The organism is Aminobacter sp. J41 (assembly GCF_000526635.1).
Taxonomy (GTDB): domain Bacteria; phylum Pseudomonadota; class Alphaproteobacteria; order Rhizobiales; family Rhizobiaceae; genus Aerobium.
On sequence record NZ_JAGL01000013.1, the window covers coordinates 68,246 to 89,259 of the forward strand.

Annotated in this window: 17 protein-coding genes; 10 read left to right on the top strand and 7 right to left on the bottom strand. The window is 62.5% G+C overall.

Annotation, left to right across the window (positions count from 1 at the left end; genetic code table 11):
• Nucleotides 1-12 precede the first annotated feature (12 nt).
• From L630_RS0110995 to L630_RS0111015, 5 genes are all read right to left on the bottom strand, one after another.
• Nucleotides 13-1,794 carry an IlvD/Edd family dehydratase gene (locus L630_RS0110995; RefSeq protein ID WP_024848308.1) on the bottom strand — a complete coding sequence of 594 codons (1,782 nt, stop codon included), beginning with the start codon at nucleotides 1,792-1,794 and terminating at the stop codon, nucleotides 13-15.
• The gene (locus tag L630_RS0111000; protein ID WP_024848309.1) at nucleotides 1,791-2,723 is read right to left on the bottom strand and encodes a DMT family transporter; all 933 of its coding nucleotides are present in this window, start codon (nucleotides 2,721-2,723) and stop codon (nucleotides 1,791-1,793) included. The genes L630_RS0110995 and L630_RS0111000 overlap by 4 nt, the downstream gene beginning before the upstream one ends.
• 139 nt (nucleotides 2,724-2,862) lie before the next feature.
• Nucleotides 2,863-3,870, bottom strand: a complete 1,008-nt coding sequence (locus tag L630_RS0111005; protein ID WP_024848310.1) for a TRAP transporter substrate-binding protein — start codon at nucleotides 3,868-3,870, stop codon at nucleotides 2,863-2,865.
• Nucleotides 3,871-3,919: 49 nt separating this feature from the next.
• Nucleotides 3,920-5,197, bottom strand: coding sequence for a TRAP transporter large permease subunit (locus tag L630_RS0111010; RefSeq protein ID WP_024848311.1), 1,278 nt, complete (start codon nucleotides 5,195-5,197; stop codon nucleotides 3,920-3,922).
• A complete protein-coding gene (locus tag L630_RS0111015) occupies nucleotides 5,194-5,685 on the bottom strand; it encodes a TRAP transporter small permease (protein ID WP_051473210.1) in 492 nt (163 codons plus the stop codon). Before L630_RS0111015 ends, L630_RS0111010 begins: the two co-directional genes overlap by 4 nt.
• A gap of 246 nt (nucleotides 5,686-5,931) precedes the next feature.
• On the opposite strand from L630_RS0111015, the gene L630_RS0111020 reads away from it, so the two are divergent.
• Genes L630_RS0111020 through L630_RS0111030 form a run of 3 tightly spaced genes read left to right on the top strand, consistent with a single transcriptional unit; the run spans nucleotide 5,932 to nucleotide 9,125 of the window.
• Nucleotides 5,932-6,969, top strand: a complete 1,038-nt coding sequence (locus tag L630_RS0111020; protein ID WP_024848313.1) for a LacI family DNA-binding transcriptional regulator — start codon at nucleotides 5,932-5,934, stop codon at nucleotides 6,967-6,969.
• Nucleotides 6,966-7,955 (top strand): D-erythronate dehydrogenase, encoded by a 990-nt coding sequence (gene denD, locus L630_RS0111025; RefSeq protein ID WP_024848314.1) that lies wholly within the window; start codon nucleotides 6,966-6,968, stop codon nucleotides 7,953-7,955. Before L630_RS0111020 ends, denD begins: the two co-directional genes overlap by 4 nt.
• 27 nt (nucleotides 7,956-7,982) lie before the next feature.
• The gene (locus L630_RS0111030) at nucleotides 7,983-9,125 is read left to right on the top strand and encodes a fumarylacetoacetate hydrolase family protein (protein ID WP_024848315.1); all 1,143 of its coding nucleotides are present in this window, start codon (nucleotides 7,983-7,985) and stop codon (nucleotides 9,123-9,125) included.
• Between the two features lies 1 nt (nucleotide 9,126).
• On the opposite strand, the gene L630_RS21315 is transcribed toward L630_RS0111030, so the two are convergent.
• The gene (locus tag L630_RS21315; RefSeq protein WP_034329973.1) at nucleotides 9,127-10,341 is read right to left on the bottom strand and encodes an MFS transporter; all 1,215 of its coding nucleotides are present in this window, start codon (nucleotides 10,339-10,341) and stop codon (nucleotides 9,127-9,129) included.
• Nucleotides 10,342-10,698: 357 nt separating this feature from the next.
• Between L630_RS21315 and L630_RS0111040 the strand changes: the two genes are divergently transcribed.
• From L630_RS0111040 to L630_RS0111055, 4 genes are all read left to right on the top strand, one after another.
• Nucleotides 10,699-11,694 (top strand): ABC transporter substrate-binding protein, encoded by a 996-nt coding sequence (locus L630_RS0111040; RefSeq protein ID WP_024848316.1) that lies wholly within the window; start codon nucleotides 10,699-10,701, stop codon nucleotides 11,692-11,694.
• Nucleotides 11,695-11,712: 18 nt separating this feature from the next.
• Nucleotides 11,713-13,386: an iron ABC transporter permease gene (locus L630_RS0111045; protein WP_024848317.1), complete on the top strand. Its 1,674-nt coding sequence runs from the start codon at nucleotides 11,713-11,715 to the stop codon at nucleotides 13,384-13,386.
• The gene (locus L630_RS0111050; RefSeq protein ID WP_024848318.1) at nucleotides 13,386-14,450 is read left to right on the top strand and encodes an ABC transporter ATP-binding protein; all 1,065 of its coding nucleotides are present in this window, start codon (nucleotides 13,386-13,388) and stop codon (nucleotides 14,448-14,450) included. The genes L630_RS0111045 and L630_RS0111050 overlap by 1 nt, the downstream gene beginning before the upstream one ends.
• 65 nt (nucleotides 14,451-14,515) lie before the next feature.
• Complete coding sequence (locus L630_RS0111055) at nucleotides 14,516-14,707, top strand: DUF3008 family protein (RefSeq protein ID WP_024848319.1); 192 nt, start codon at nucleotides 14,516-14,518, stop codon at nucleotides 14,705-14,707.
• 54 nt (nucleotides 14,708-14,761) lie between these two features.
• Here L630_RS0111055 and L630_RS0111060 read toward each other — a convergent pair whose 3' ends face one another.
• On the bottom strand, nucleotides 14,762-17,092 hold the full coding sequence (locus tag L630_RS0111060; protein WP_024848320.1) for a Tex family protein: 2,331 nt from the start codon (nucleotides 17,090-17,092) through the stop codon (nucleotides 14,762-14,764).
• A gap of 454 nt (nucleotides 17,093-17,546) precedes the next feature.
• Here L630_RS0111060 and L630_RS0111065 point away from each other — a divergent pair, with 454 nt between their 5' ends.
• The 3 genes from L630_RS0111065 (at nucleotide 17,547) to L630_RS0111080 (ending at nucleotide 20,927) form a co-directional block, all read left to right on the top strand.
• Nucleotides 17,547-18,059 carry an NUDIX hydrolase gene (locus L630_RS0111065; RefSeq protein WP_024848321.1) on the top strand — a complete coding sequence of 171 codons (513 nt, stop codon included), beginning with the start codon at nucleotides 17,547-17,549 and terminating at the stop codon, nucleotides 18,057-18,059.
• Between the two features lie 480 nt (nucleotides 18,060-18,539).
• The gene (locus L630_RS0111075) at nucleotides 18,540-19,652 is read left to right on the top strand and encodes a carboxynorspermidine decarboxylase (RefSeq protein WP_024848323.1); all 1,113 of its coding nucleotides are present in this window, start codon (nucleotides 18,540-18,542) and stop codon (nucleotides 19,650-19,652) included.
• 36 nt (nucleotides 19,653-19,688) lie between these two features.
• Nucleotides 19,689-20,927 carry a saccharopine dehydrogenase family protein gene (locus tag L630_RS0111080; RefSeq protein ID WP_024848324.1) on the top strand — a complete coding sequence of 413 codons (1,239 nt, stop codon included), beginning with the start codon at nucleotides 19,689-19,691 and terminating at the stop codon, nucleotides 20,925-20,927.
• Nucleotides 20,928-21,014: the final 87 nt, after the last annotated feature.

The following is a 21,014-nucleotide window of genomic DNA, read 5'->3' on the forward strand; positions in this document are numbered from 1 at the left end:
TTGAGGGCGCGATCAGTGATTGTCGCGCGGCAAGCCCTTGGTCTGGGCAATCTGCTGGTAGTCGACGGCCGGCTTGAGCACGCCTCCGTTGCCGAGCTGGTCGACCATCGAGCGCTGGATCTCCTGCCACGGCGTCTGGTGAGCGGGGTACTTGTAGCCGCCATTGGCGGTGAGGTCGGCACGCCGACGTTCCAGCTCTTCCTCAGGCACCAGCATGTTTGCTTCGCCCTTGCGCAGGTCGATGCGGACGCGGTCGCCCGTGCGCAGGATGGCAAGCCCACCGCCCGCGGCCGCTTCCGGCGACGCGTTGAGGATCGAGGGCGAGCCTGACGTGCCCGACTGGCGCCCGTCGCCGATGCAGGCGAGCGAGTGGATGCCCTTCTTGATGAGGTAGCTCGGCGGACGCATGTTCACGACCTCCGCCGCACCCGGATAGCCGATCGGCCCGGTGCCGCGCATGAAGAGCAGGCAGTGCTCGTCGATTTCGAGTGACGGATCGTCGATGCGGGCGTGGTAGTCCTCTGGCCCGTCGAAAACCACCGCACGGCCTTCGAAGGCATCGGGGTCGTCCGGGTTCGACAGGTAACGCTCGCGGAACTCCTTGCTGATCACGCTCGTCTTCATGATGGCGTTGTCGAACAGGTTGCCTCTCAAGACGAGGAAGCCTGCCTGCTCAACCAGCGGGTTGTCGAAGCTGCGGATGACATTCGGGTTTTCGCTCACGGCATTGCGGCAGTTCTCGCCAATGGTCTTGCCGTTCACCGTCAACGCATCCTCGTGGATGAGGTTGTGGCGGATCAGTTCACCGATCACCGCCGGCACGCCGCCGGCGCGGTAGTAGTCCTCGGCAAGATATTCGCCGGCCGGCTGCAGGTTGACGAGGAGCGGCACGTCGTGGCCGATCGTTTGCCAGTCCTGCAGCGGCAGGTCGACGCCCATGTGGCGCGCAATCGCGCCAATATGGATCGGTGCGTTGGTGGAGCCGCCGATTGCCGAGTTGACGACGATTGCGTTCTCGAAAGCCTTGCGGGTCAAGATGTCGGACGGCTTCAGGTCCTCATGCACCATCTGGACCATGCGCTTGCCGGTGCGCCAGGCCATCTCAGCACGGTCGCGGTGCGGGGCGGGGATCGCGGCCGAGCCTGGGAGCTGCATGCCAAGCGCTTCGGCCAGCGAGTTCATGGTCGAGGCGGTGCCCATCGTGTTGCAGTAGCCGACGGAGGGAGCCGAACTCGCGACGAGGTCGATGAACTCCTCGTAGCCGATTTCGCCAGCCGCCATCAGCTGCCGCGCCTTCCAGATGATAGTGCCGGAGCCGGTGCGCTCGCCGCGGTGCCAGCCGTTGAGCATCGGCCCCACCGAGAAGGCGATCGCCGGAATGTTCACGGTTGCGGCGGCCATCAGCAGGGCGGGGGTGGTCTTGTCGCAGCCAATGGTGAGCACCACGCCATCGAGCGGGTAGCCGTACAGAACCTCCACAAGCCCAAGATAGGCGAGGTTGCGGTCGAGGCTCGCCGTCGGGCGCTTGCCGGTCTCCTGGATCGGATGAACCGGAAACTCGAAGGCGATGCCGCCGGCCTCGCGAATGCCCTCGCGGATGCGCTGGGCCAAGACTACGTGATGGCGATTGCAGGGCGAAAGGTCCGATCCAGTCTGCGCAATGCCGATGATCGGCTTGCCCGACTGAAGTTCTTCACGCGAGATGCCGTAGTTCATGTAGCGCTCGAGGTAGAGCGCTGTCATGTCGGGATTGCCCGGCGTATCGAACCAGGCGCGAGAGCGCAGCTTCTTCATGGAATGTCTCCGGAAATGGTATCGGCAACAACGCTATTGGAGCGCTGCTGCTTGCGTTCACGAATGTAAATGACGAGACCCGAGAGGGTGATGATGGCAGCGCCAATCAGCATCACCGGTCGCGGCAGGTCATCGAAGAATAGCCAGCCGAGGATGATGCCCCACGGCAGCATGGTGTACTGGAACGGCGCGATGATCGCAGCGTCCGCCAGCTTCACGGCACGGTTCACGCAGATATGTGCGAACATAGCGACCACACCGAGCGCGCCGAGCAGGATGAAGTCAGGCGCCGTCGGCGTGACCCAGCCGAATGGTGAAAGTACGAGCCCCGCCGCGAGCGAGCCAAGCAGCTGGAAGGTCACCAACGTCTTGTCGGGCGTGCCGCGCAAGGTGCGGCCAGTGACGACCATCAGCGCGAAGGCGAGGGTGCCGACTATCGCAGCGCCGATCGCAAGCGGTTCAACCGTGCCGGACGGCGTCAGCGCGATGACAACGCCAATGAAGCCGATGGCAATGGCGGTCCAGCGGATCGGGCCGACGCGCTCGCCGAGCAGGAAGGGGGACATTGCTGCGACGTAGATCGGAGCCGCCAGCCAATAGGTGACGACGTCCGCGAGTGGCAGATACGACACCGAATAGTAGAAGCAGAACACCTCGACGGTCGAACAAACAACACGGGCAAGCTGCTGCCAGGGCCGTTCGACGCAGACGAGAGAAGAAAGCCCTGCGCGCCAGACGAAGGGTGCCAGGATGGCGAGCGCAAATGCGGAGCGGATCAACAGCACCTGGCCGACGGTGTAGGTAGAGACCAGCCATTTGCCCATCGCGTCGTTGAGCGAAAACAGGAACATGGCAAGCAGCATGACCAGCATGCCGCGTGCCGCGGGAGACAGGCCTGCTTGCGAGCGCGCAGCAGCCGCGGCGGTCATGGGCGAAACTTTCTTGCCGAATTGTCGCCCAAGCTGCTTGCGGGGACAGTTTTAGATCCGGAACCAGGGCTCAAGGGCGACATGACTCGACTTCTCAAAGTGATGGCGAGGCATTCTGCCTCACCATCAGAACTTCATATTACTGCTTGCGCAGTTCCGCGAGGGCAGCCTGCATTCGTTCCACGACTTCCTTGCCGATGCTCTCGGCATGCTTGGCGTAGACCGACTGTGCCTTCTCAACCATGCGCTGGTATTCTTCCGGCGCGACCTCGTTCACCTTGAGGCCCGCCTGCTTCACGTTCTCCAGCGACTTATCGGAGAGGGCGCGGCTGGCGCGGCGCTGCTCGTCGCGGCCGACAATAGCGCATTCCTGGAGAGCAGCCTTCTCGTCATCGGCGAGAGTGTCCCAGATCGGCTTTGAGAAAAGGACGAGGAACGGCGTGTAGGCGTGGCGGGTGACCGAAAGGTACTCCTGCACTTCGTAGAATTTCGAGGTGTCGATGGTGACGAACGGGTTTTCCTGTGCGTCGATCGTCTTGGTCTCGAGTGCCGAGTAGACCTCGCCGAAGCTCATCGGCATCGCATTCGCGCCCATGTTGGCGAAAGTGTCGAGGAAGATGTTGTTCTGCATGACGCGCACGCGCATGCCTTCGAGATCTTCCCACTTCTCAACCGGGCGCTTCGAATTGGTCAGGTTGCGGAAGCCGTTTTCCCAATAGGCGAGGTTAATGACGCCGAACTCCGGCAGCATGTCGGAGATGTACTTGCCGAATTCGCCGTCGAGGATGGCGTCGGCCTCCTGCTCGTTGGCGAACAGGAAGGGCAGGTCAAAGACGCCGAGCGCCGGGATGATGCCGACGAGCGGTGAGGACGAGGTCACCACCATTTCCTGCGTGCCAGAGCGCAGCGCCTGCGTGGCCTGTAGGTCACCACCGAGAGCACCGCCCCAGAAGTCGGCAATCTTCATCTTGCCGCCGGATTTTTCATTCAGGCAGGCGCGCATCGCTTCGACGCCGTTGCCAACTGGGTGGTCCTGGTTGACGCCGTTCGAGAGGCGAAGCGTCCGGTCGGCAAATTCCGCGCGAGCGGGCAGGGTGCTCGAAATGGCGATCGCGGCTGCGACCGTGCCCATCAGTATCGATCTCAATTTCATTGCAGTCTCCTCCACTGGTTGTTTTCGTTATCGAAAGGCGATCCTATCGCAGCCATGCGAGCGGGACGGTCACAAGCTGAGGGAAGAACACGAGCAGGAACATCACGATCGAGTGCGCGAGCAGGAACGGCAGCACGCCGATGATGACGCGCCCCATGGGCACGCGGGCGACGCCGCTGACCACGTTGAGGACGACGCCGACAGGCGGGGTGATCAGGCCGATGCAGTTGTTCATGATGAACAGCACGCCGAAATAGACCGGATCAATGCCCGCCTGGCGGATGATCGGCATCAGCACCGGCGTCATGATAAGAATGGTCGGGGTCAGGTCGAGCGCGGTGCCGACGATGAACACCACGACCATGATCGCGATGAGCAGCAGCGTTGGGTGGCCCATCAGCGGCTTCAGGATGCCGCTGATCTCTCCCGGGATGTTCGCGCTGGTAATGAGCCAGGCCGAGACAAGCGCGGATGCAACCAGGAACAGCACGACGGCTGTCGTTTTTGCAGCGCGCAGCAGCACGCCGTAGAGCTGGCTGAACTTAAGTTCGCGGTAGACGAAAAGGCCGATGAAAAGGGCATAGACGGCGGCGACGACACCAGCTTCGGTAGGCGTGAAGATGCCGAAGCGAATGCCGCCCAGAATGATTACCGGCATGAGCAGCGCCCAGCCCGCGCGGGTGGTTGCACGGCGGCGTTCGGCCCAGCTCTGCTTGGGAAGAACCGCGACATTGTCGCGCCGAACGACGATCTGCCACGCGATCAGCAGGCCGATGCCCATCATCAGGCCCGGTACAATGCCTGCGAGGAATAGTTGGGTAATCGAGACGTTGGCTGCGACGCCGAAGACGATGAACGCAACCGACGGCGGAATGACCGGGGCGATAATACCGCCAGCCGAGATAAGGCCGGCCGAGCGCGGAACGTCATAGCCGGCGGTCCGCATCATCGGGATGAGGATGGCGGCAAGCGCCGCCGTGTCGGCTGCGGCTGAGCCCGAGAGCGACGCCATGATGAGCGCGGCGATGACCGCGACGACGCCCAGGCCGCCCCGGCGGTGGCCGACCATGGCAATCGCGAAGTCAATGATGCGTTTGGATAGTCCGCCCGCATTCATCAACTCACCGGCGAGAATGAAGAAGGGGATGGCGAGCAGGATGAAGCTGTTCGCGCCCTCGATCATGTTCTGCGCCACGATCTGCGTGTTGAAGATGCCCATATAGGTCATCAGTGCGACGCCACAGAACATCAGCGCGAAGGCGATCGGAGCGCCAATGGCCATGGCGCCGAGGAGCGAGACGAGGAATACGATGATTGTCATTCGCCGCGTCCCGTCAGAGCTTCGATGTCGTCATAGTCGCCGACGAAAGCAGCGATCTCTGCTTCCGTGACCCTGCCGGTCAGGATGCGGATTAGGCGCGCAAGGGCGATCAGGCCAATGCCGACTGAGGTGAAGAAGGCGACGCCGAACACGGCGATCATCGGCATGCCACTCACCGGCGCATGCATCGACGCATTGATCGGCATCTGCAGCCAGGTGCCCCAGAACAGGATGGCACAGCAGAAGATGATGAGGATGTTGGTCAGCGCCATGCAGATGACGCGACCCTGCCGCCCGAACATGCGAACCATCGTCTCGACGCCGAGATGGCCGTTCTCGTGGAAGGTGACGACGGCACCGATGAAGGTCAGCCAAATGAAGAAGAACCGCGCCATCTCCTCGGAGATGGCGATGCCGGAGTTGAAGCCGTAGCGCAGCACGACGTTGACGAAGACCATCAGCGCCATGCCTGCGAGCAGCGCCACCATGACGAGCTCGATGATGCGCGTGGCAGCACCCGTCGCCCTATGCACGGACAAGCTCCGCCGGTTTCAGGAGCGGTTTCCTGCAAATCACGGTCATTTTCCTCCCTAGGGGCGTCCGTTGAAGTAAACGGCCGATCCTCTCCCCGAGCCGGCTGAGTAATCGAAGTCCCGGCTAGACAAACGGTTAAATGACAGCGTATGTCATTGTCAACATCCGCGGGAGATCAGAGGAGCGGATCGGGGTAGGTATTGAAGAAAAATAAGAACACTTACAAGGCGATAACATTGAAAGATGTTGCGGAGGCTGCTGATGTGAGCGTTATCACCGCATCACGAGCTTTGCGCACGCCCCACATTGTTTCGGAGAAGGTGCGCAAACGTGTGGCCGATGCGGTGGAACGGCTCGGCTATGCCCCTAACCAGGCTGCGAGGGCGCTTGCCTCGGCAACGACGCCGATCATCGGTGTCATCATCCCTTCGGTCACCAATCAGGTCTTCTCCGACGTGCTACGCGGCATCTACGACGCGATCGAGGGCTCACCCTATCAGGTCCAGCTTGGCAATACGCGCTACACCTCGCGCAAGGAGGAGGAGTTGCTGAAGGTGTTTGGCTCGCAGCGCCCTGCAGGGCTGATCGTCTCCGGCGTCGACCAGACACCGGCTGCCCGCGCGCTCCTGGCGGGCATTGGCTGCCCCGTGGTCCAGATCATGGACTACAACGACGACCCGATCGACATGATGATCGGCTTCGACCATCGCGAAGGGGGGCGAGCTGCCGCGCGCCACCTTATCGAGCAGGGCTATCGCCGCATTGGTTTCATCGGCGCGCGGATGGACCCGCGCGCGCGACGGCGTCTTGAGGGCTACGAGCAGGTGATGCACGACGCGGGGCTCTATGACGAGCGGCTGATCCTGACGACGCCAATGCCGTCCTCGGTGACGCTCGGCAGCCAGATCTTTGCCGACTTCCTCGCCATGGTGCCCGACGCCGACGCGGTGTTCTGCAACAATGACGATATGGCGCTCGGCGCACTGTTCGAGTGCCAGCGGCGGCGCATCCGCGTGCCCGACCAGTTCGGCATCATGGGTTACAATGACCTCGAATATTCCGCCACGAGCGTGCCCTCGATCTCCTCGATCCGCACCCACCGCTACGACGTAGGTCGTCGCGCGATCGAGATGGTGATCGCCGCCGCACGCGGCGAGCGGCCGAGCCCGGCTGCTGTCGACATCGGTTACGAATTGAAGGTGCGGCAAAGCACCGACAGGGGAGGTGCTCGGACATGAACATCCTGATCATCGGCGCGGCGGGCATGCTCGGCCGCAAGCTGACACACTCGCTCGTTGCCGACGGCGAGCTCGGCGGCAAGGCGATCTCGCGCATGAAGCTGGCAGATGTGGTTGCGCCGGAAAAGCCAGGCGGAAGCAGCATCGGCTTCGACATCGCGGCCGTAGACATTTCTGATCCGGCGGTGGCGGCGCGGCTTATCGCCGACCGGCCTGACATCATCTTTCACCTTGCCGCGATCGTTTCCGGCGAAGCCGAACTCGACTTCGACAAGGGATATGCCATCAACCTCGATGGCACGCGATATCTTCTCGAGGCGATCCGCCAGGCAAGTGCAAAAGAGCCTTACTGTCCGCGGTTGGTCTTCACCTCGTCGATTGCGGTGTTCGGTGCACCGTTCCCGGACAAGATCAGCGACGAGTTTTTCACGACGCCACGCACCAGCTACGGCACGCAGAAAGCGATCGGCGAGCTGCTGCTCGCTGACTATTCGCGCCGTGGCTTCGTCGATGGCGTCGGCATCCGCATGCCGACCGTCTGCATTCGCCCCGGCAAGCCGAATAAGGCGGCATCCGGCTTCTTCTCCTCGATCCTGCGCGAGCCGCTGGTCGGCCAGGAGGCGGTGCTGCCGGTCGATGAGAACGTGCGCCACTGGCACGTCAGCCCCCGCAGCGCGGTCAGATTCCTGAAGCAGGCGGCGGCGATGGATACGGCGGTGCTTGGCAGTCGCCGCAATCTCAACATGCCGGGCCTTTCCGCCACGGTCGGCGAACAAATCGAGGCGCTGCGGCGCGCTGCCGGAGAGAAGGCCGTGAAGCTGATCCGGCGTGAGCCGGACCCGCTGATCATCGAAATGGTTGACGGCTGGGCGAAGGATTTTGACGCTAGCCGAGCAAAGACGCTCGGTTTTGCCGCCGAGAGCTCGTTCGATGAGATCATTCGCGTGCATATCGAGGACGAGCTCAGCGGGCGAATCGGCGTCTGACGGCGCAGGCAAGTGGGAGGAAGAGTGATGGATGCTTTCAACGAGGGTGTTTTTCTCGGCCGTGCAAAGGTGCCGGACACCCCCCATCCCTGTGTCGTCACCATCCGCGACGGGCAGCTTGTCGACATCACTTCGCGGGCGGCGCCCACCGTGCGCGACATCTGCGAGATGGAAGAACCTGTGGCCTATGTGCGTTATGCCGAAGGCCGGGCGGTAGGCCGTGTGGATGATGCGCTCGCCAACAGCCTCGAGCAGCGCGACGCGGGGAAGCCGCTGCTCCTGTCGCCCATCGATTTGCAGGCGGTAAAAGCATCAGGCGTGACCTTCGTCGTCAGCCTCCTGGAGCGCGTCATCGAGGAACAGGCGAAGGGCGACCCCGCCCGAGCCGACGATTTGCGCGGCGACATTCTCGAACTGATCGGCGAGGACCTTTCGGCACTCGTTCCCGGTTCCGAAATGGCGGTGGCGGTCAAGCAGCGCCTGATCGAGCGCGGCGTCTGGAGCCAATATCTTGAAGTCGGCATTGGACCGGACCCGGAGATCTTCACCAAGTGCCAGCCAATGGCGAGCGTCGGTTACGGCGCAGATGTCGGGCTGCACCCGGTCTCCAGCTGGAACAATCCGGAGCCGGAGGTGGCGGTTGTCGTGTCATCAGGAGGGCGCATCGTCGGCGCGACACTCGGCAACGACGTCAATCTGCGTGATGTCGAGGGCCGCTCGGCACTGCTTCTGGGCAAGGCGAAGGACAACAACGCCTCGGCAGCACTCGGGCCGTTCATCCGCCTATTCGACGACAGCTTCTCGCTGAACACGGTAAAAACAATGGAGATCGGGCTCGAGGTGCGCGGCGAGGACGGCTTCGTCCTGGAAGGCTCTTCATCGATGAGCCGGATTTCGCGCACACCTGAGTCGCTCGTTGCGGCCGCGATCGGCGACCACCACCAGTATCCGGACGGCCTGGTGCTCTATCTCGGCACCATGTTCGCGCCGATCCAGGATCGTGACGGGGCGGGAAAGGGATTTACCCATCACCTCAACGACATCGTCACCATCTCCACGCCCTCTCTGGGCGCGCTCGTGAACCGGGTGCGGCTAAGCAACGAGTGCTCGCGCTGGACCTACGGCGCTAGCCACCTGATGCGCGACCTCGCTTCCGCTGGTCTGCTTTGAGCTACCGCCGCGCCTTTATCGCTGCGAACCAGAAACCGGCGCAAAGGCAGAGCGATCCGAGGAACATGGCGGCTAGTACCGCGTCATAGCTGCCGGTCGCTTCCCAAAGGAAGGCGGCGCCGAGCGGTACCAGCGCCGTAGTCATGTTCATCGGCCCAACTAGCGAGCCGTTGATCGCGCCGTAGTGGGTGTTGGAGATCATCTCCGGCACAGAGGTGCCGCGCACGATTGTCGCTATCCCGTTCGCGGCGCCGTAGACGGCAGCTACCGCGCTCAACATCAGCACTTCGGGCGGTGCAAACGCGAAGCACAGGATGGCGAGCGGAAAGACGATCACGGTGAACGAGCCGACGATGCGAATTGGTGCGCGCCCAGCAAAAGCCACGACGACAACGCGCCCGGCAACTTGCGCCGGGCCGATGACGCTGAGCACCGCGACCGCACCGGCTGAACTCAGTCCGCGTTCGATCAGCAGCGGGAAGAAGTGGTAGGTCAGCGTCGAAATCGCGATGGCGTAGGAAATCCAGGCAACCATTAGTCCCCAGTAGGAGGGAAGGCGCATCGCTGCCCGCACGGCACCGCGTCCTGTGTTGCTCGCGGTCGCTCCCGACTGCAGCAGGTGCACCGTCTCGTCGCGCTTCGGATTGATGACGAGGAAGTAGAGCCCGCCGCAGATGAAAAAGTTGACAGCTGCCATCAGCAGCAAGGCACTGCGCCAGCCATAGATGTCGATCGTGAACTGGATAAGCGGGATGAAGACGGTGCTGGCAAACCCGCCCCACAGCGTGAGGGTGGTGATGCCGCTTCGAGCCCTGGCCGGGCCGAACCGCCGGGCGATTACCGCGAACGCGGGATCATAGAGAGTCGCGGCCTGCATGAGTCCCAGCACTGCCAGTACAAGGTAGAACGGTACGACGGTGTCGACCTGCGACCAGATGACATAGAGGAGCGCCGCCACCACGGATGCTCCCGACATCAGGTAGCGACCGAGGCCCCGGTCGATTGCCGTGCCGACAGGATAAGCGGCGAGTCCGCCAAGTAGCATGCCGATGGTCGCCGCGCCGTAGAGTGTCGGCTTCGACCAGCCGAGGTCGGCCTGCATCGCCGCCGCGATCAACGGAAATCCGTAGAACAACGTGCCCCAGGAGCAGATCTGCGCGAGGCCCATCGCACTGGTGAACCAGAGGGAATGTTCCTTTGAATCCAAGGACTTCATTCCGTTCGTCCATGTGGACGCCTGGGTGTGGGGAAGCCCGGAAATGCGCTGCAGGCAGACTCCCGGTAGATATTGATCGACATCGGCTGCGCAGGGCCCCAATCTGTTCGCGTCAGTGCCGATAGAACAGGAGGCATGCGGCATTCGCAACAGCGAACATCGCCTGAAATCACCAACAGTTCCGAGTGGCATAATCCGCATTATGGAACCGAATAAACGGGCGAAACGAACAGGTTATCCACTCCTGACTTTAGGTCACCTGTCCATTCGTTGACGCGAAATCAGGCGCCGGATAGTTTGCCGGCGAAACGAGACAGGCCGGCCAAAAGCCGGCCCGAACCCTATTGGGAGGTTAAAATGAAGTTTCCCTTGACCCAGATCATCGCCGCTTCGTTCGCTACCCTGATGGCCGCAAGCTCGGCAAACGCGCTTGTCATCTATACCAGCGTTGACGAGGAGAACGCGACCAAGATCCTTGATGCGTTCAAAGCCGATACCGGCGTTAACGTCGAGATGGTCTTCCTGTCGTCCGGCCCTGCGCTGTCTCGCATCGAGGCCGAGGCGAGCCGCCCGCAGGCCGACGTCTGGTTTGGTGCGCCGAGCGAGAACCACATTCTCGCCAAGGAGCGCGGCCTGACCCAGCCTTACGTTTCGGCCAATTCGGGCGACCTCGCCGAGAACTTCAAGGACGCCGAGGGATACTGGCATGCGATCTACACCAACCCGCTGGCGGTTGGCGTGCGCACCGACATCCTCGAGAGCCGCGGCGCGCCGATTCCGTCCTCGTGGGAAGACCTCACCAATGAGGCTTATCGCGGCCTGATCCAGATGCCGTCGCCCCAGTCGTCGGGCACTGCCTACGCGGTCATCCTGACGCTCAACGAGCTGTGGGGCGAGGACAAGGCCTTTGAATACATGAAGGCGCTGAACCCGAACGTCCAGACCTACACCCAGAGCGGCACCGCTCCGTCGGGCGCTCTGGGCGTTGGCGAGACGCCGATCGCGCTGCAGTTCTCGCCGGGCTTCCTGAAGCTCCTTGATGAGGGTTTCCCGGTCAAGGTCGTGTTCCCGAGCGAGGGCGTTGGCTACGAAGTCGCTGCCATGTCGATCCTCAAGGACGCGCCGAATGTCGACGACGCCAAGAAGCTGGTCGACTGGATGACTTCGGCTGCGGGCCAGGCGAAGCTTTCCGAAAACAAGACCTACTTCCTGCCGATCCGCAGCGATGTCTCGGCCGGTGAAGGTATCCCGACACTCAGCGACATCAAGCTGGTGCCGTACGAGGCCAAGTTCGCTTCCGAGAACCGTCAGCGGCTGGTTGACCGCTGGGTCGAAGAAGTTCTGGGTCAGTAACTAGAGCGAGTTGACACCGTGCTGACGAACGCAAGATCGCAGCTCCGCATCCTGGCGCGAGATCCCATTCTTCTCGCGCTGGTCGGGGTCATCTTTGTCTCGATTCTCGTGTTCGTCGTCTATCCGCTGGCGATGGTCTTCATCGCCAGCTTCCAGGAGCGCGGGGTCTGGACTCTTGACCACTACGGATTGCTGGCGGAGCGCAAGCTTTACCGCAACGCGCTCGCCAACAGTCTTTCTGTAGGCGCGCTCGTCGGCCTGTTCGGCGTTGTCATCGGCTATGTTGCAGCCTTCGTGCTGACGCGTCTCGACGTGCCGTTCAAGAAGCTGCTGCACCTCATCACGATCCTGCCGATCATCTCGCCGCCCTTCGTGTCGGCGGTGTCGATCCTGTTCCTGTTCGGCTTCAACGGCCTGATCACAAAGCAGCTGATGGGCTTGCAGGACTTCAGCATCTACGGCTTTCACGGCGTGGTGCTGTCGCAGGTCTTCACCTTCGCGCCGATCGCCTATCTCTCGCTGCGGGGCGTGCTTGCTTCTATCTCTCCCACCCTTGAGGACGCAGCGCTGAATATTGGCGCGAGCCGCTGGCAGACCTTCTGGAAGGTCACCTTCCCGCTAACTCTGCCGGGTATTGCCAGCGCGTTCCTCATCGTCTTCATCGAGTCGCTCGCAGACTTCGGCAATCCGCTGGTGCTGGCGGGCGCTGCCTTCCCGATGCTGGCGCCGCAGGCCTATCTGGAGATCACCGGCTCGTTCAACTTGCCGCGGGGCGCGATGCTTGCCGTTATCCTGATCATCCCGTCGATCACGGCATTCGCTATCCAGCGCTACTGGCTCTCCAAGCGGCAGTACGTGACCGTCACCGGTAAGCCGACCGCTTCGACGTCGAAAATCGTCAGCGACCCGGTCAAGTGGCTGCTTTATGCCTTCGTGCTGCTGTTCGCGCTGATCGTCGTGGCATTCTACACGGTCATTGTTGTCGGCGCGATTACCAAGGTCTGGGGGTTCGACTACACGCTGACGCTGGCGCACTTCGCCTATGTCTTCAACGTCGGCTTCAAGACCGTCACCGACACGCTGATCATCGCGCTGATCACTACTCCGATCAGCGGTCTCTTCGGCATGCTGGTCGCCTTCCTCGTCGTGCGCCGCAACTTCCCGGGCAAGAGCGCGATGGAGTTTGGCTCGATCCTGTCCTACGCAGTGCCGGGCACCGTGGTCGGCATCGGCTACATCCTTGCGTTCAACAGCTATCCGCTGATCCTGACCGGCACGCTGACGATCCTGGTGCTCTGCTTCCTGTTCCGCTACGTGCCGGTGGGCATCCAGTCGGGCATCGCAGTGCTGCGCCAGATCGATCCGTCGATCGAGGAAGCTGCGCAGAACCTCGGCGCGAGCTCGCTGACGACGTTCCGCAAGGTGACGCTGCCGCTGATCGCGCCGGCATTTTTCTCCGGTCTCGTCTACGCCTTTGTACGTGCCATGACCGCGATCAGCGCCGCGATCTTCCTCGTTTCCGCGAACTGGAACCTGATGACGGTGCAGATCCTCAATCAGGTTGGCTCCGGTCGTCTCGGCGTCGCCGCGGCCTACTCGATCCTGGTGATTCTGATCGTGCTGGTCGCAATCGGCGTCATCAACGCCTTCGTCAATCGCATGACGAGACATACGAACATGGTGAGGTTCTGATGGCTGAGGCTGTCGTCATCCGCGAGCTGAACAAGCAGTTCGCAAGCCCTGATGCACCGGAAAGGACCGTCCATGCGGTTCGAAGCGTCAACCTGACGGTTGAACCCGGCCAGCTCGTCACGCTGCTCGGCCCCTCAGGCTGCGGCAAGACCACGCTCCTGCGTATGATCGCCGGCTTCGAGGAACCGACCTCGGGCGACATCATGTTCGGCGAGCGTCGCATGAACAATGTCGCGCCGAACCGCCGTGATGCGGCGATGGTTTTCCAGTCCTACGCGATCTTCCCGCACCTGTCGGTCTACGAGAACGTCGTCTTCGGCCTGCGGCTGAAGGGTCTTTCTGCATCCGAGATCAAGGCCAAGGCCGACCGCATCCTCGAGATCACCGGCCTGACCGCGATGCAGAAGCGCTCGCCGAACCAGCTCTCGGGCGGCCAGCAGCAGCGCGTCGCGCTTGCCCGCGCGATCGTCATGGAGCCGCGCGTGCTCCTGTTCGATGAACCGCTGTCGAACCTCGATGCGAAGCTGCGCGAGACGATGCGCGTCGAAATCCGCGAACTGCAGCAGCGCCTCGGCATCACCTCGCTCTACGTGACGCACGACCAGATCGAGGCGATGAGCATTTCCGACCAGATCGTCGTGATGAATGGAGGTGTGGTCGAGCAAATCGGCTCGCCGCGCGAGGTCTACGCGCGCCCGGCCAGCCGCTTCGTTGCCGACTTCATTGGAAAGGCGAACTTCGTCAAGGGCAAGGTCGTACCCGGCGGCGTCGAGATCTCCGGCAAGCACTTCACCCTGGCGAACCCGACCACCAAGCCGGACGGCACGAACGTCGAACTGGTGCTGCGTCCGGAAGCAATTTCGCTTTCGGACGAGAGCGGCATCTTCGCTGCTACGGTGAAGCGCGCCATGTTCCTCGGCAACGTGGCCGAGTATCTGCTTGATGTCGAAGGTCTCGGCGAGTGGCTGGTCGACGTTTCCAACCCCGGCGAACGCGGCCTGTTCCAGCAGGGTTCGCGGGTCTTCGCCTCGCCGTCGCAGGCTTCGCTGCACGTTCTGCCATAAGGCTTCGGCCGAACATTTTTCCTTCTCCGGCGTTCGGATGACGAAGCTGGAGAAGGAGATGTGTCATGCCAGCCAAATCAAAGGCGCAGCAGAAAGCCGCCGGCGCGGCACTCTCTGCCAAGCGCGGCGACGCGAAGAAGAGCGACCTCAAGGGCGCGTCCCGCGACATGTACGAGTCGATGAGCGAGAAGCAGCTCGACGAGTTGGCCTCCACCAAGCGCAAGGGCAAGCCCGAGCACGTCGACAATGACAAGTAAATTCCCGAATGGAATGAGAAAGGGCGGCCGGAGTGCCGCCCTTTGTATTGATGCCTATTTCTTCTTGTTGAAGGCTGCGGCGAGAGCGGCTCCCAGCGCTCCCTGCCCTGCCCCGCCCTCACGAGAACGATCGTTGCGGCCACTACCCCTGGCGTGCTGCGGCATATTTTGTCGTCCGCCGCTTGCGGGACGTTCATTGGAGCGCCCGCCGCCGGCACCAGCATCCTTGCGCATCGACAGCCCGATGCGATTGCGCTTGATGTCGACCTCTGTGACGGTGACCTTCACCACGTCGCCTGCCTTCACCACCTCATGCGGATCCTTGATGAAGCGATCGGCCAGCTGCGACACGTGCACCAGGCCGTCTTGGTGGACGCCGATGTCAACGAAGGCGCCGAAGGCGGCGACGTTGGTCACCGTCCCTTCAAGCACCATGCCGGGCTTGAGGTCCTTGATGTCATCGATGCCTTCCGCGAAGGTTGCGGTCTTGAAGGCCGGGCGCGGGTCGCGGCCGGGCTTTTCCAACTCGGCAATTATGTCCTTGACCGTCGGAAGGCCGAAGCGTTCGTCAACGAAGACCCGCGGATCGAGCGCCTTGAGGGCGGCAGCGTCACCCATCAACGCGCGCACGTCACGGCCGCAGGCCTGGACGATCTTTCGGGCAACGCCATAGGCTTCCGGGTGCACCGCTGAAGCATCGAGCGGCTCGTCACCGTCGCGGATGCGCAGGAAGCCCGCGCTCTGCTCAAAGGTGCGCTGGCCAAGCCGCGCAACGTTCAGCAGTTCCTTTCGGCTCCTGAACGGGCCGTTGGCATTTCGATGCGCCACAATGGCTTCGGCGAGAGAGGAGCCGAGGCCCGACACGCGCGCGAGCAGCGAAGCGGAAGCCGTGTTGAGGTCGACGCCGACCGCGTTCACCGCGTCCTCGACCACCGCGTCCAGCGCGCGTGCGAGGCGATACTGGTCGACGTCGTGCTGGTACTGGCCGACGCCGATTGACTTCGGCTCGATCTTCACGAGCTCGGCGAGCGGGTCCTGCAGGCGGCGGGCAATCGAGACCGCGCCGCGCAGCGACACGTCGAGGTCGGGAAATTCGGCCGCAGCGGTTTCGGATGCGGAATAGACGGAGGCGCCCGCTTCCGAAACGATCACCTTGATCGGCTTCGGCGGCGGCATGTCGGAGATCATCTCGGCGACCAGTTTTTCGGTCTCGCGGCTACCGGTGCCATTGCCGATAGCGATCAGCTCGACATTGTGCTTGCGGATCAGCGAGGCGAGTTCGGCCTGCGTGCCACGCACGTCGTTCTTCGGCGGGAACGGGTATACCGTCGTCGTCGCGAGCACCTTGCCCGTCCCGTCGACAACCGCCACCTTCACGCCGGTACGGATGCCGGGGTCGAGGCCCATGGTCGGACGCGAGCCGGCGGGCGCGGCCAGCAGCAGGTCCTTGAGGTTGCGGGCAAAGACGTTGATCGCCTCTTCGTCAGCACGCTCGCGCATGTCGCGCATGAGGTCGAGCGAGAGTGACAACGACAGCTTCACGCGCCAGGTCCAGCCAGCGACGTCGAGCAACCAAGCATCGCCCGGCAGCGTCGAGCCGATGTCGTAGGCGTTGGCGATCATCCGCACCACCGGCTTTATCGGCGACGGATCGTCGGCATCGACCTCTATGTCGAGCGCCAGCACGTCCTCGTTGCGTCCGCGCAACATGGCGAGCGCGCGGTGGCTCGGTACCGTCGCCCAGCGTTCGACGTGGTCGAAATAGTCTGAGAACTTGGCACCGGCTTCTTGCTTACCCTCGATCACGCGGGAGCGCAGGAAGGCGTGCTCCTTCATGTAGTTGCGCAGCTTGCCGATCAGTTCAGCATTTTCCGAGACCCGCTCGGCGATAATGTCGCGCGCACCTTCCAGCGCCGACTTCACGTCCGGCACTTCGTCGGTGATGTAGCCGGCTGCCAGCTCGCCCGGCAGTGAAGCACGATTGGCAAGGATTGCCTCGGCCAGTGGCAGCAGGCCGCGCTCGATCGCGATCTGCGCCTTGGTGCGGCGCTTCGGCTTGTAGGGAAGGTAAAGGTCCTCAAGGTCCGCCTTGGTAGCAGCCGCCGCGATGCCGGCTTCCAGCGCCGGGGTCAGCTTGCCCTGCTCGCGGATCGAGTTGAGGATCGTCTCGCGCCGCGCTTCCAGTTCGCGCAGGTAGATCAGCCGTTCAGAGAGAAGACGAAGCTGCGTGTCATCCAGCCCGCCGGTGACTTCCTTGCGGTAGCGGGCGATGAACGGGACGGTCGCTCCCTCGTCCAGCAGCCCGATCGCTGCCTCGGCCTGTTGCGGTCGTGCTCCGATCTCGTCGGCGATACGGGCGGCAAGCTTTTTGATGTCTGTAGCCATAACTCACACGGAATCAGAAGAACGGGGCACCATACCCACGCACGGAGGTGATTTCTAACCTTTGTGAGGTGCGACATCCGGCGCAGGGCTTCTGCTGTCTATAGCGCCTGCTAACGCCTTGAAAACGCCGAAAAAATCCCCACATTGAAGTTATGTGCATGAAAACGTTCATCAGAATGACGAGGCTTGCCGGCGAAGCGCGGACTTCGGCCCGGAGCGTCGTTCTTCATCCTGAACGCCGCACCTGACCAGGACGCTCCGGGCACAGCCTCAAGAACATAGCGGCTTTTGCGATGCTAACGGCATCGCCAAGCTGGAGCGTGCCAATGTACCATTTCTGGAACCGCCCGATCTGTCCTTCCTGCCGTCGAACCCTTCCGCGAGCCGCCTGGCGCTGCCCGTGGTGCAAGGTGCCCGCCCCGATCCATCCACGTGACGGCATGGGAGGGCTGCGTTGACCGCGATCATCGAACAGGTTGAAACCCACCCGCGTCCTGCAGTTCTCGAAGCGTCCGCCCGGCAATACGGTGTTCTGCCGTGGCGGCTCTCCGGTAATGGCGAGTTGCAGATCTTGCTCATCACGTCCTTGAAGCGGCGGCGCTGGGTCGTGCCAAAGGGCTGGCCCGCCAGCGGACAGGCGCCGTTCATGGCCGCTGCCATTGAGGCCTTCGAGGAGGCCGGCGTCATTGGTGACATCGGCCCCAACATCGTTGCCGAATACAGCTGCATGAGCGATCGGGAGGTCGGCCCCCCCCTGCCCTGCCGGGTTGCCCTCTTCGGCTTCCGGGTGCGGGGGACGCTGACGCATTGGCAGGATGCGGGTAGGCGGAAGCGGCGCTGGTTTAACGTCAGTGAAGCTGCGAAGCTGATCGACGAACCTGAGCTTGCCGAGTTCCTTGCGCGCCTCGCCGAGGAACCGGAAATCCTCACCAGACAGCCACGGCGGCGTATACTACCCGCTTCGTGAGGCGCGTTATCGCCAACGCAAGTTTAACGGGAGAAACTGAAGCGGCGGCCAATGAAATTATTGATCGCCGCTCCATTGGTGCTATAAGGCCCGCCTGCTTATGATGCAGCTTCATCTACTGGTTGGAGAGGACGCCATGATGTGCGACGCCCTCTTCCAATTGGGGATGGGCCCAGTCGTACTGGAAGCCACCCAAACGGAAGAACCTTCGAGCATGCCGCTCATGAGAGCGTGCGATGCCAGTCTCCGTGATACCTTCGCCGGTATGACGCCCCAGTTGCGCCTGCCATTCAGGCCGAATTTTCCGTACCCACGCCGAGGTAACAGCGCGAAAGCGCTTATTACTTCGGCATAGGCGATGCCTGCCAACCTCGGCGAGGCTGGCAGCTGAGCATTAACTTCCCACGCGGCTGGCACACCGCTGCGTGATCCATCTCCCGTTATTCCGGCAAATGCCGGCAAGAATTAGCAGGTCTGCCCATGTCCGCTTCGAGCGAGCCGCGTACGCCTTACTACCTGATCGACAAGTCCAAGCTTCTGGCGAACATGCAGAAGATCGACCGCGTGCGCGAGCAGTCGGGCGCGAAGGCGCTGCTGGCGTTGAAGTGCTTTGCCACCTGGTCGGTGTTCGACCTGATGCGCGAGCACATGGACGGCACGACCTCGTCGTCGCTCAACGAGGTGCGCCTTGGCCGCCAGCGCTTCGGCGGCGAGACGCACGCCTATTCGGTGGCGTGGGCTGACCATGAGATCGATGAGGCCGTGTCCTACTCGGACAAGATCATCTTCAACTCGATCCAGCAGCTGGAGCGCTTTGCGGGTAATGCTGCGGGCATCGTGCGCGGCCTTCGCCTCAACCCCGGCGTATCGTCCTCGTCCTTTGACCTTGCCGATCCGGCGCGTCCGTTCTCGCGCCTGGGCGAGTGGGACCAGGAGAAGGTGCTGCCGGTTATGGACAAGATCACCGGCTTCATGATCCACAACAACTGCGAGAATAGCGACTTCGGCCTGTTCTCCCGCATGCTTGACCAGATCGAGGAGCGGTTCGGCGAGCTCCTGAAGCGCGCCGAGTGGGTCAGCCTTGGCGGCGGCATCCACTTCACCGGCGAAGGCTACCCAATCGACGACTTCTGCGCGCGCCTCAAGGCCTTCTCGCAGAAGTTCGGCGTGCAGGTCTATCTCGAGCCGGGTGAGGCTTCGATCACCAAGTCGACGACTCTTGAGGTGACCGTGCTCGACACGCTGTTCAACGGCAAGCACCTCGCCGTGGTCGACTCATCGATCGAGGCGCATATGCTCGACCTGTTGATCTACCGCGAGAACGCGAAGATCGCGCCGAACCAGGGCGACCACGAGATCATGATCTGCGGCAAGTCGTGCCTGGCTGGCGACATCTTCGGCACGTTCCGCTTCCCAGAGCCCCTGAAGGTCGGCGACCGCATTTCGGTGCAGGACGCCGCCGGCTACACGATGGTCAAGAAGAACTGGTTCAACGGCGTGGCCATGCCCGCTATCGCAATCCGCGAGCTGGACGGATCGATCCGCACCGTTCGCGAGTTTGGCTACGACGACTACGAGTCGAGCCTCTCCTGAGTTAACCTCCCCTGTTGCATGGAGTTCACGCACGGAATGAAAAAGAACGTCCTCATCATCGGTGCCGGAGGCGTGGCGCAGGTCGTCGCGCACAAGTGTGCCCAGAACAACGATGTGCTTGGCGACATCCATATCGCTTCGCGCACGCTGGCCAAGTGCGAGGCCATCGTGGCTTCCGTTCGCGAGAAGAATGCTCTCAAGACCGACGGCAAGCTGGAAGCCCACGCGCTGAACGCGCTGGATGTGGACGCCACGAAGGCGCTGATCGAGAAGACCGGCGCCCAGATCGTCATTAACGTGGGCTCCGCCTTCCTGAACATGTCGGTCATGTCGGCCTGCATCGCCACCGGTGCTGCCTACATCGACACGGCTATCCACGAGGATCCGCTGAAGATCTGCGAGACCCCGCCGTGGTACGCGAACTACGAGTGGAAGCGTCGCGAGGAGTGTGAGAAGGCCGGTGTGACGGCTATTCTTGGCGCAGGTTTCGATCCGGGCGTCGTCAACGCCTATGCCAAGCTCGCCCTTGATGAGTACTTCGACAAGGTCGACTCCATCGACATCGTCGACATCAACGCCGGCAGCCACGGCCGCTGGTTCGCGACCAACTTCGACCCGGAGATCAACTTCCGCGAATTCACCGGCCAGGTCTGGTCGTGGCAGAACGGTCAGTGGGTCTCGAACAAGATGTTCGAGATCGGCAAGGAGTGGGACCTGCCCGTCGTCGGCAAGCAGAAGGCCTACATGACCGGCCACGACGAGGTCCACTCGCTGTCGCAAAACCTGGGCGTCCCGAACGTCCGCTTCTGGATGGGCTTCTCGGACCACTACATCAACGTCTTCACGGTGCTGAAGAACCTCGGCCTGCTTTCCGAGCAGCCGATCAAGACCGCCGAGGGCCTCGAGGTGGTTCCGCTGAAGGTGGTGAAGGCCGTGCTGCCCGATCCGAGCTCGCTCGCGCCCGACTACACCGGCAAGACTTGCATTGGTGACCTCGTCAAGGGCACCAAGGATGGCAAGGAGCGAGAGGTCTTCATCTACAACGTCGCGGACCACAAGGAAGCCTACGAGGAAGTCGGCAGCCAGGGCATCTCCTACACCGCCGGCGTTCCGGCCGTCGCCGCGGCGATGTTGATCGCCACCGGCGAGTGGGACGTGAAGAAGATGGCGAATGTCGAGGACCTGCCGCCGCAGCCGTTCCTCGGCCTCCTAAACAAGATCGGCCTGCCGACCCGGATCAAGGACGAGAACGGCGACCGCGATCTCACCTTCTGATGAAATCAGCACGGCCTGGAGCACTCGCCCGGGCCGTTCTTTTTCAAGCCGCTGTGGATGACTGCGGTTGCGGGGGAACGAAGTCGA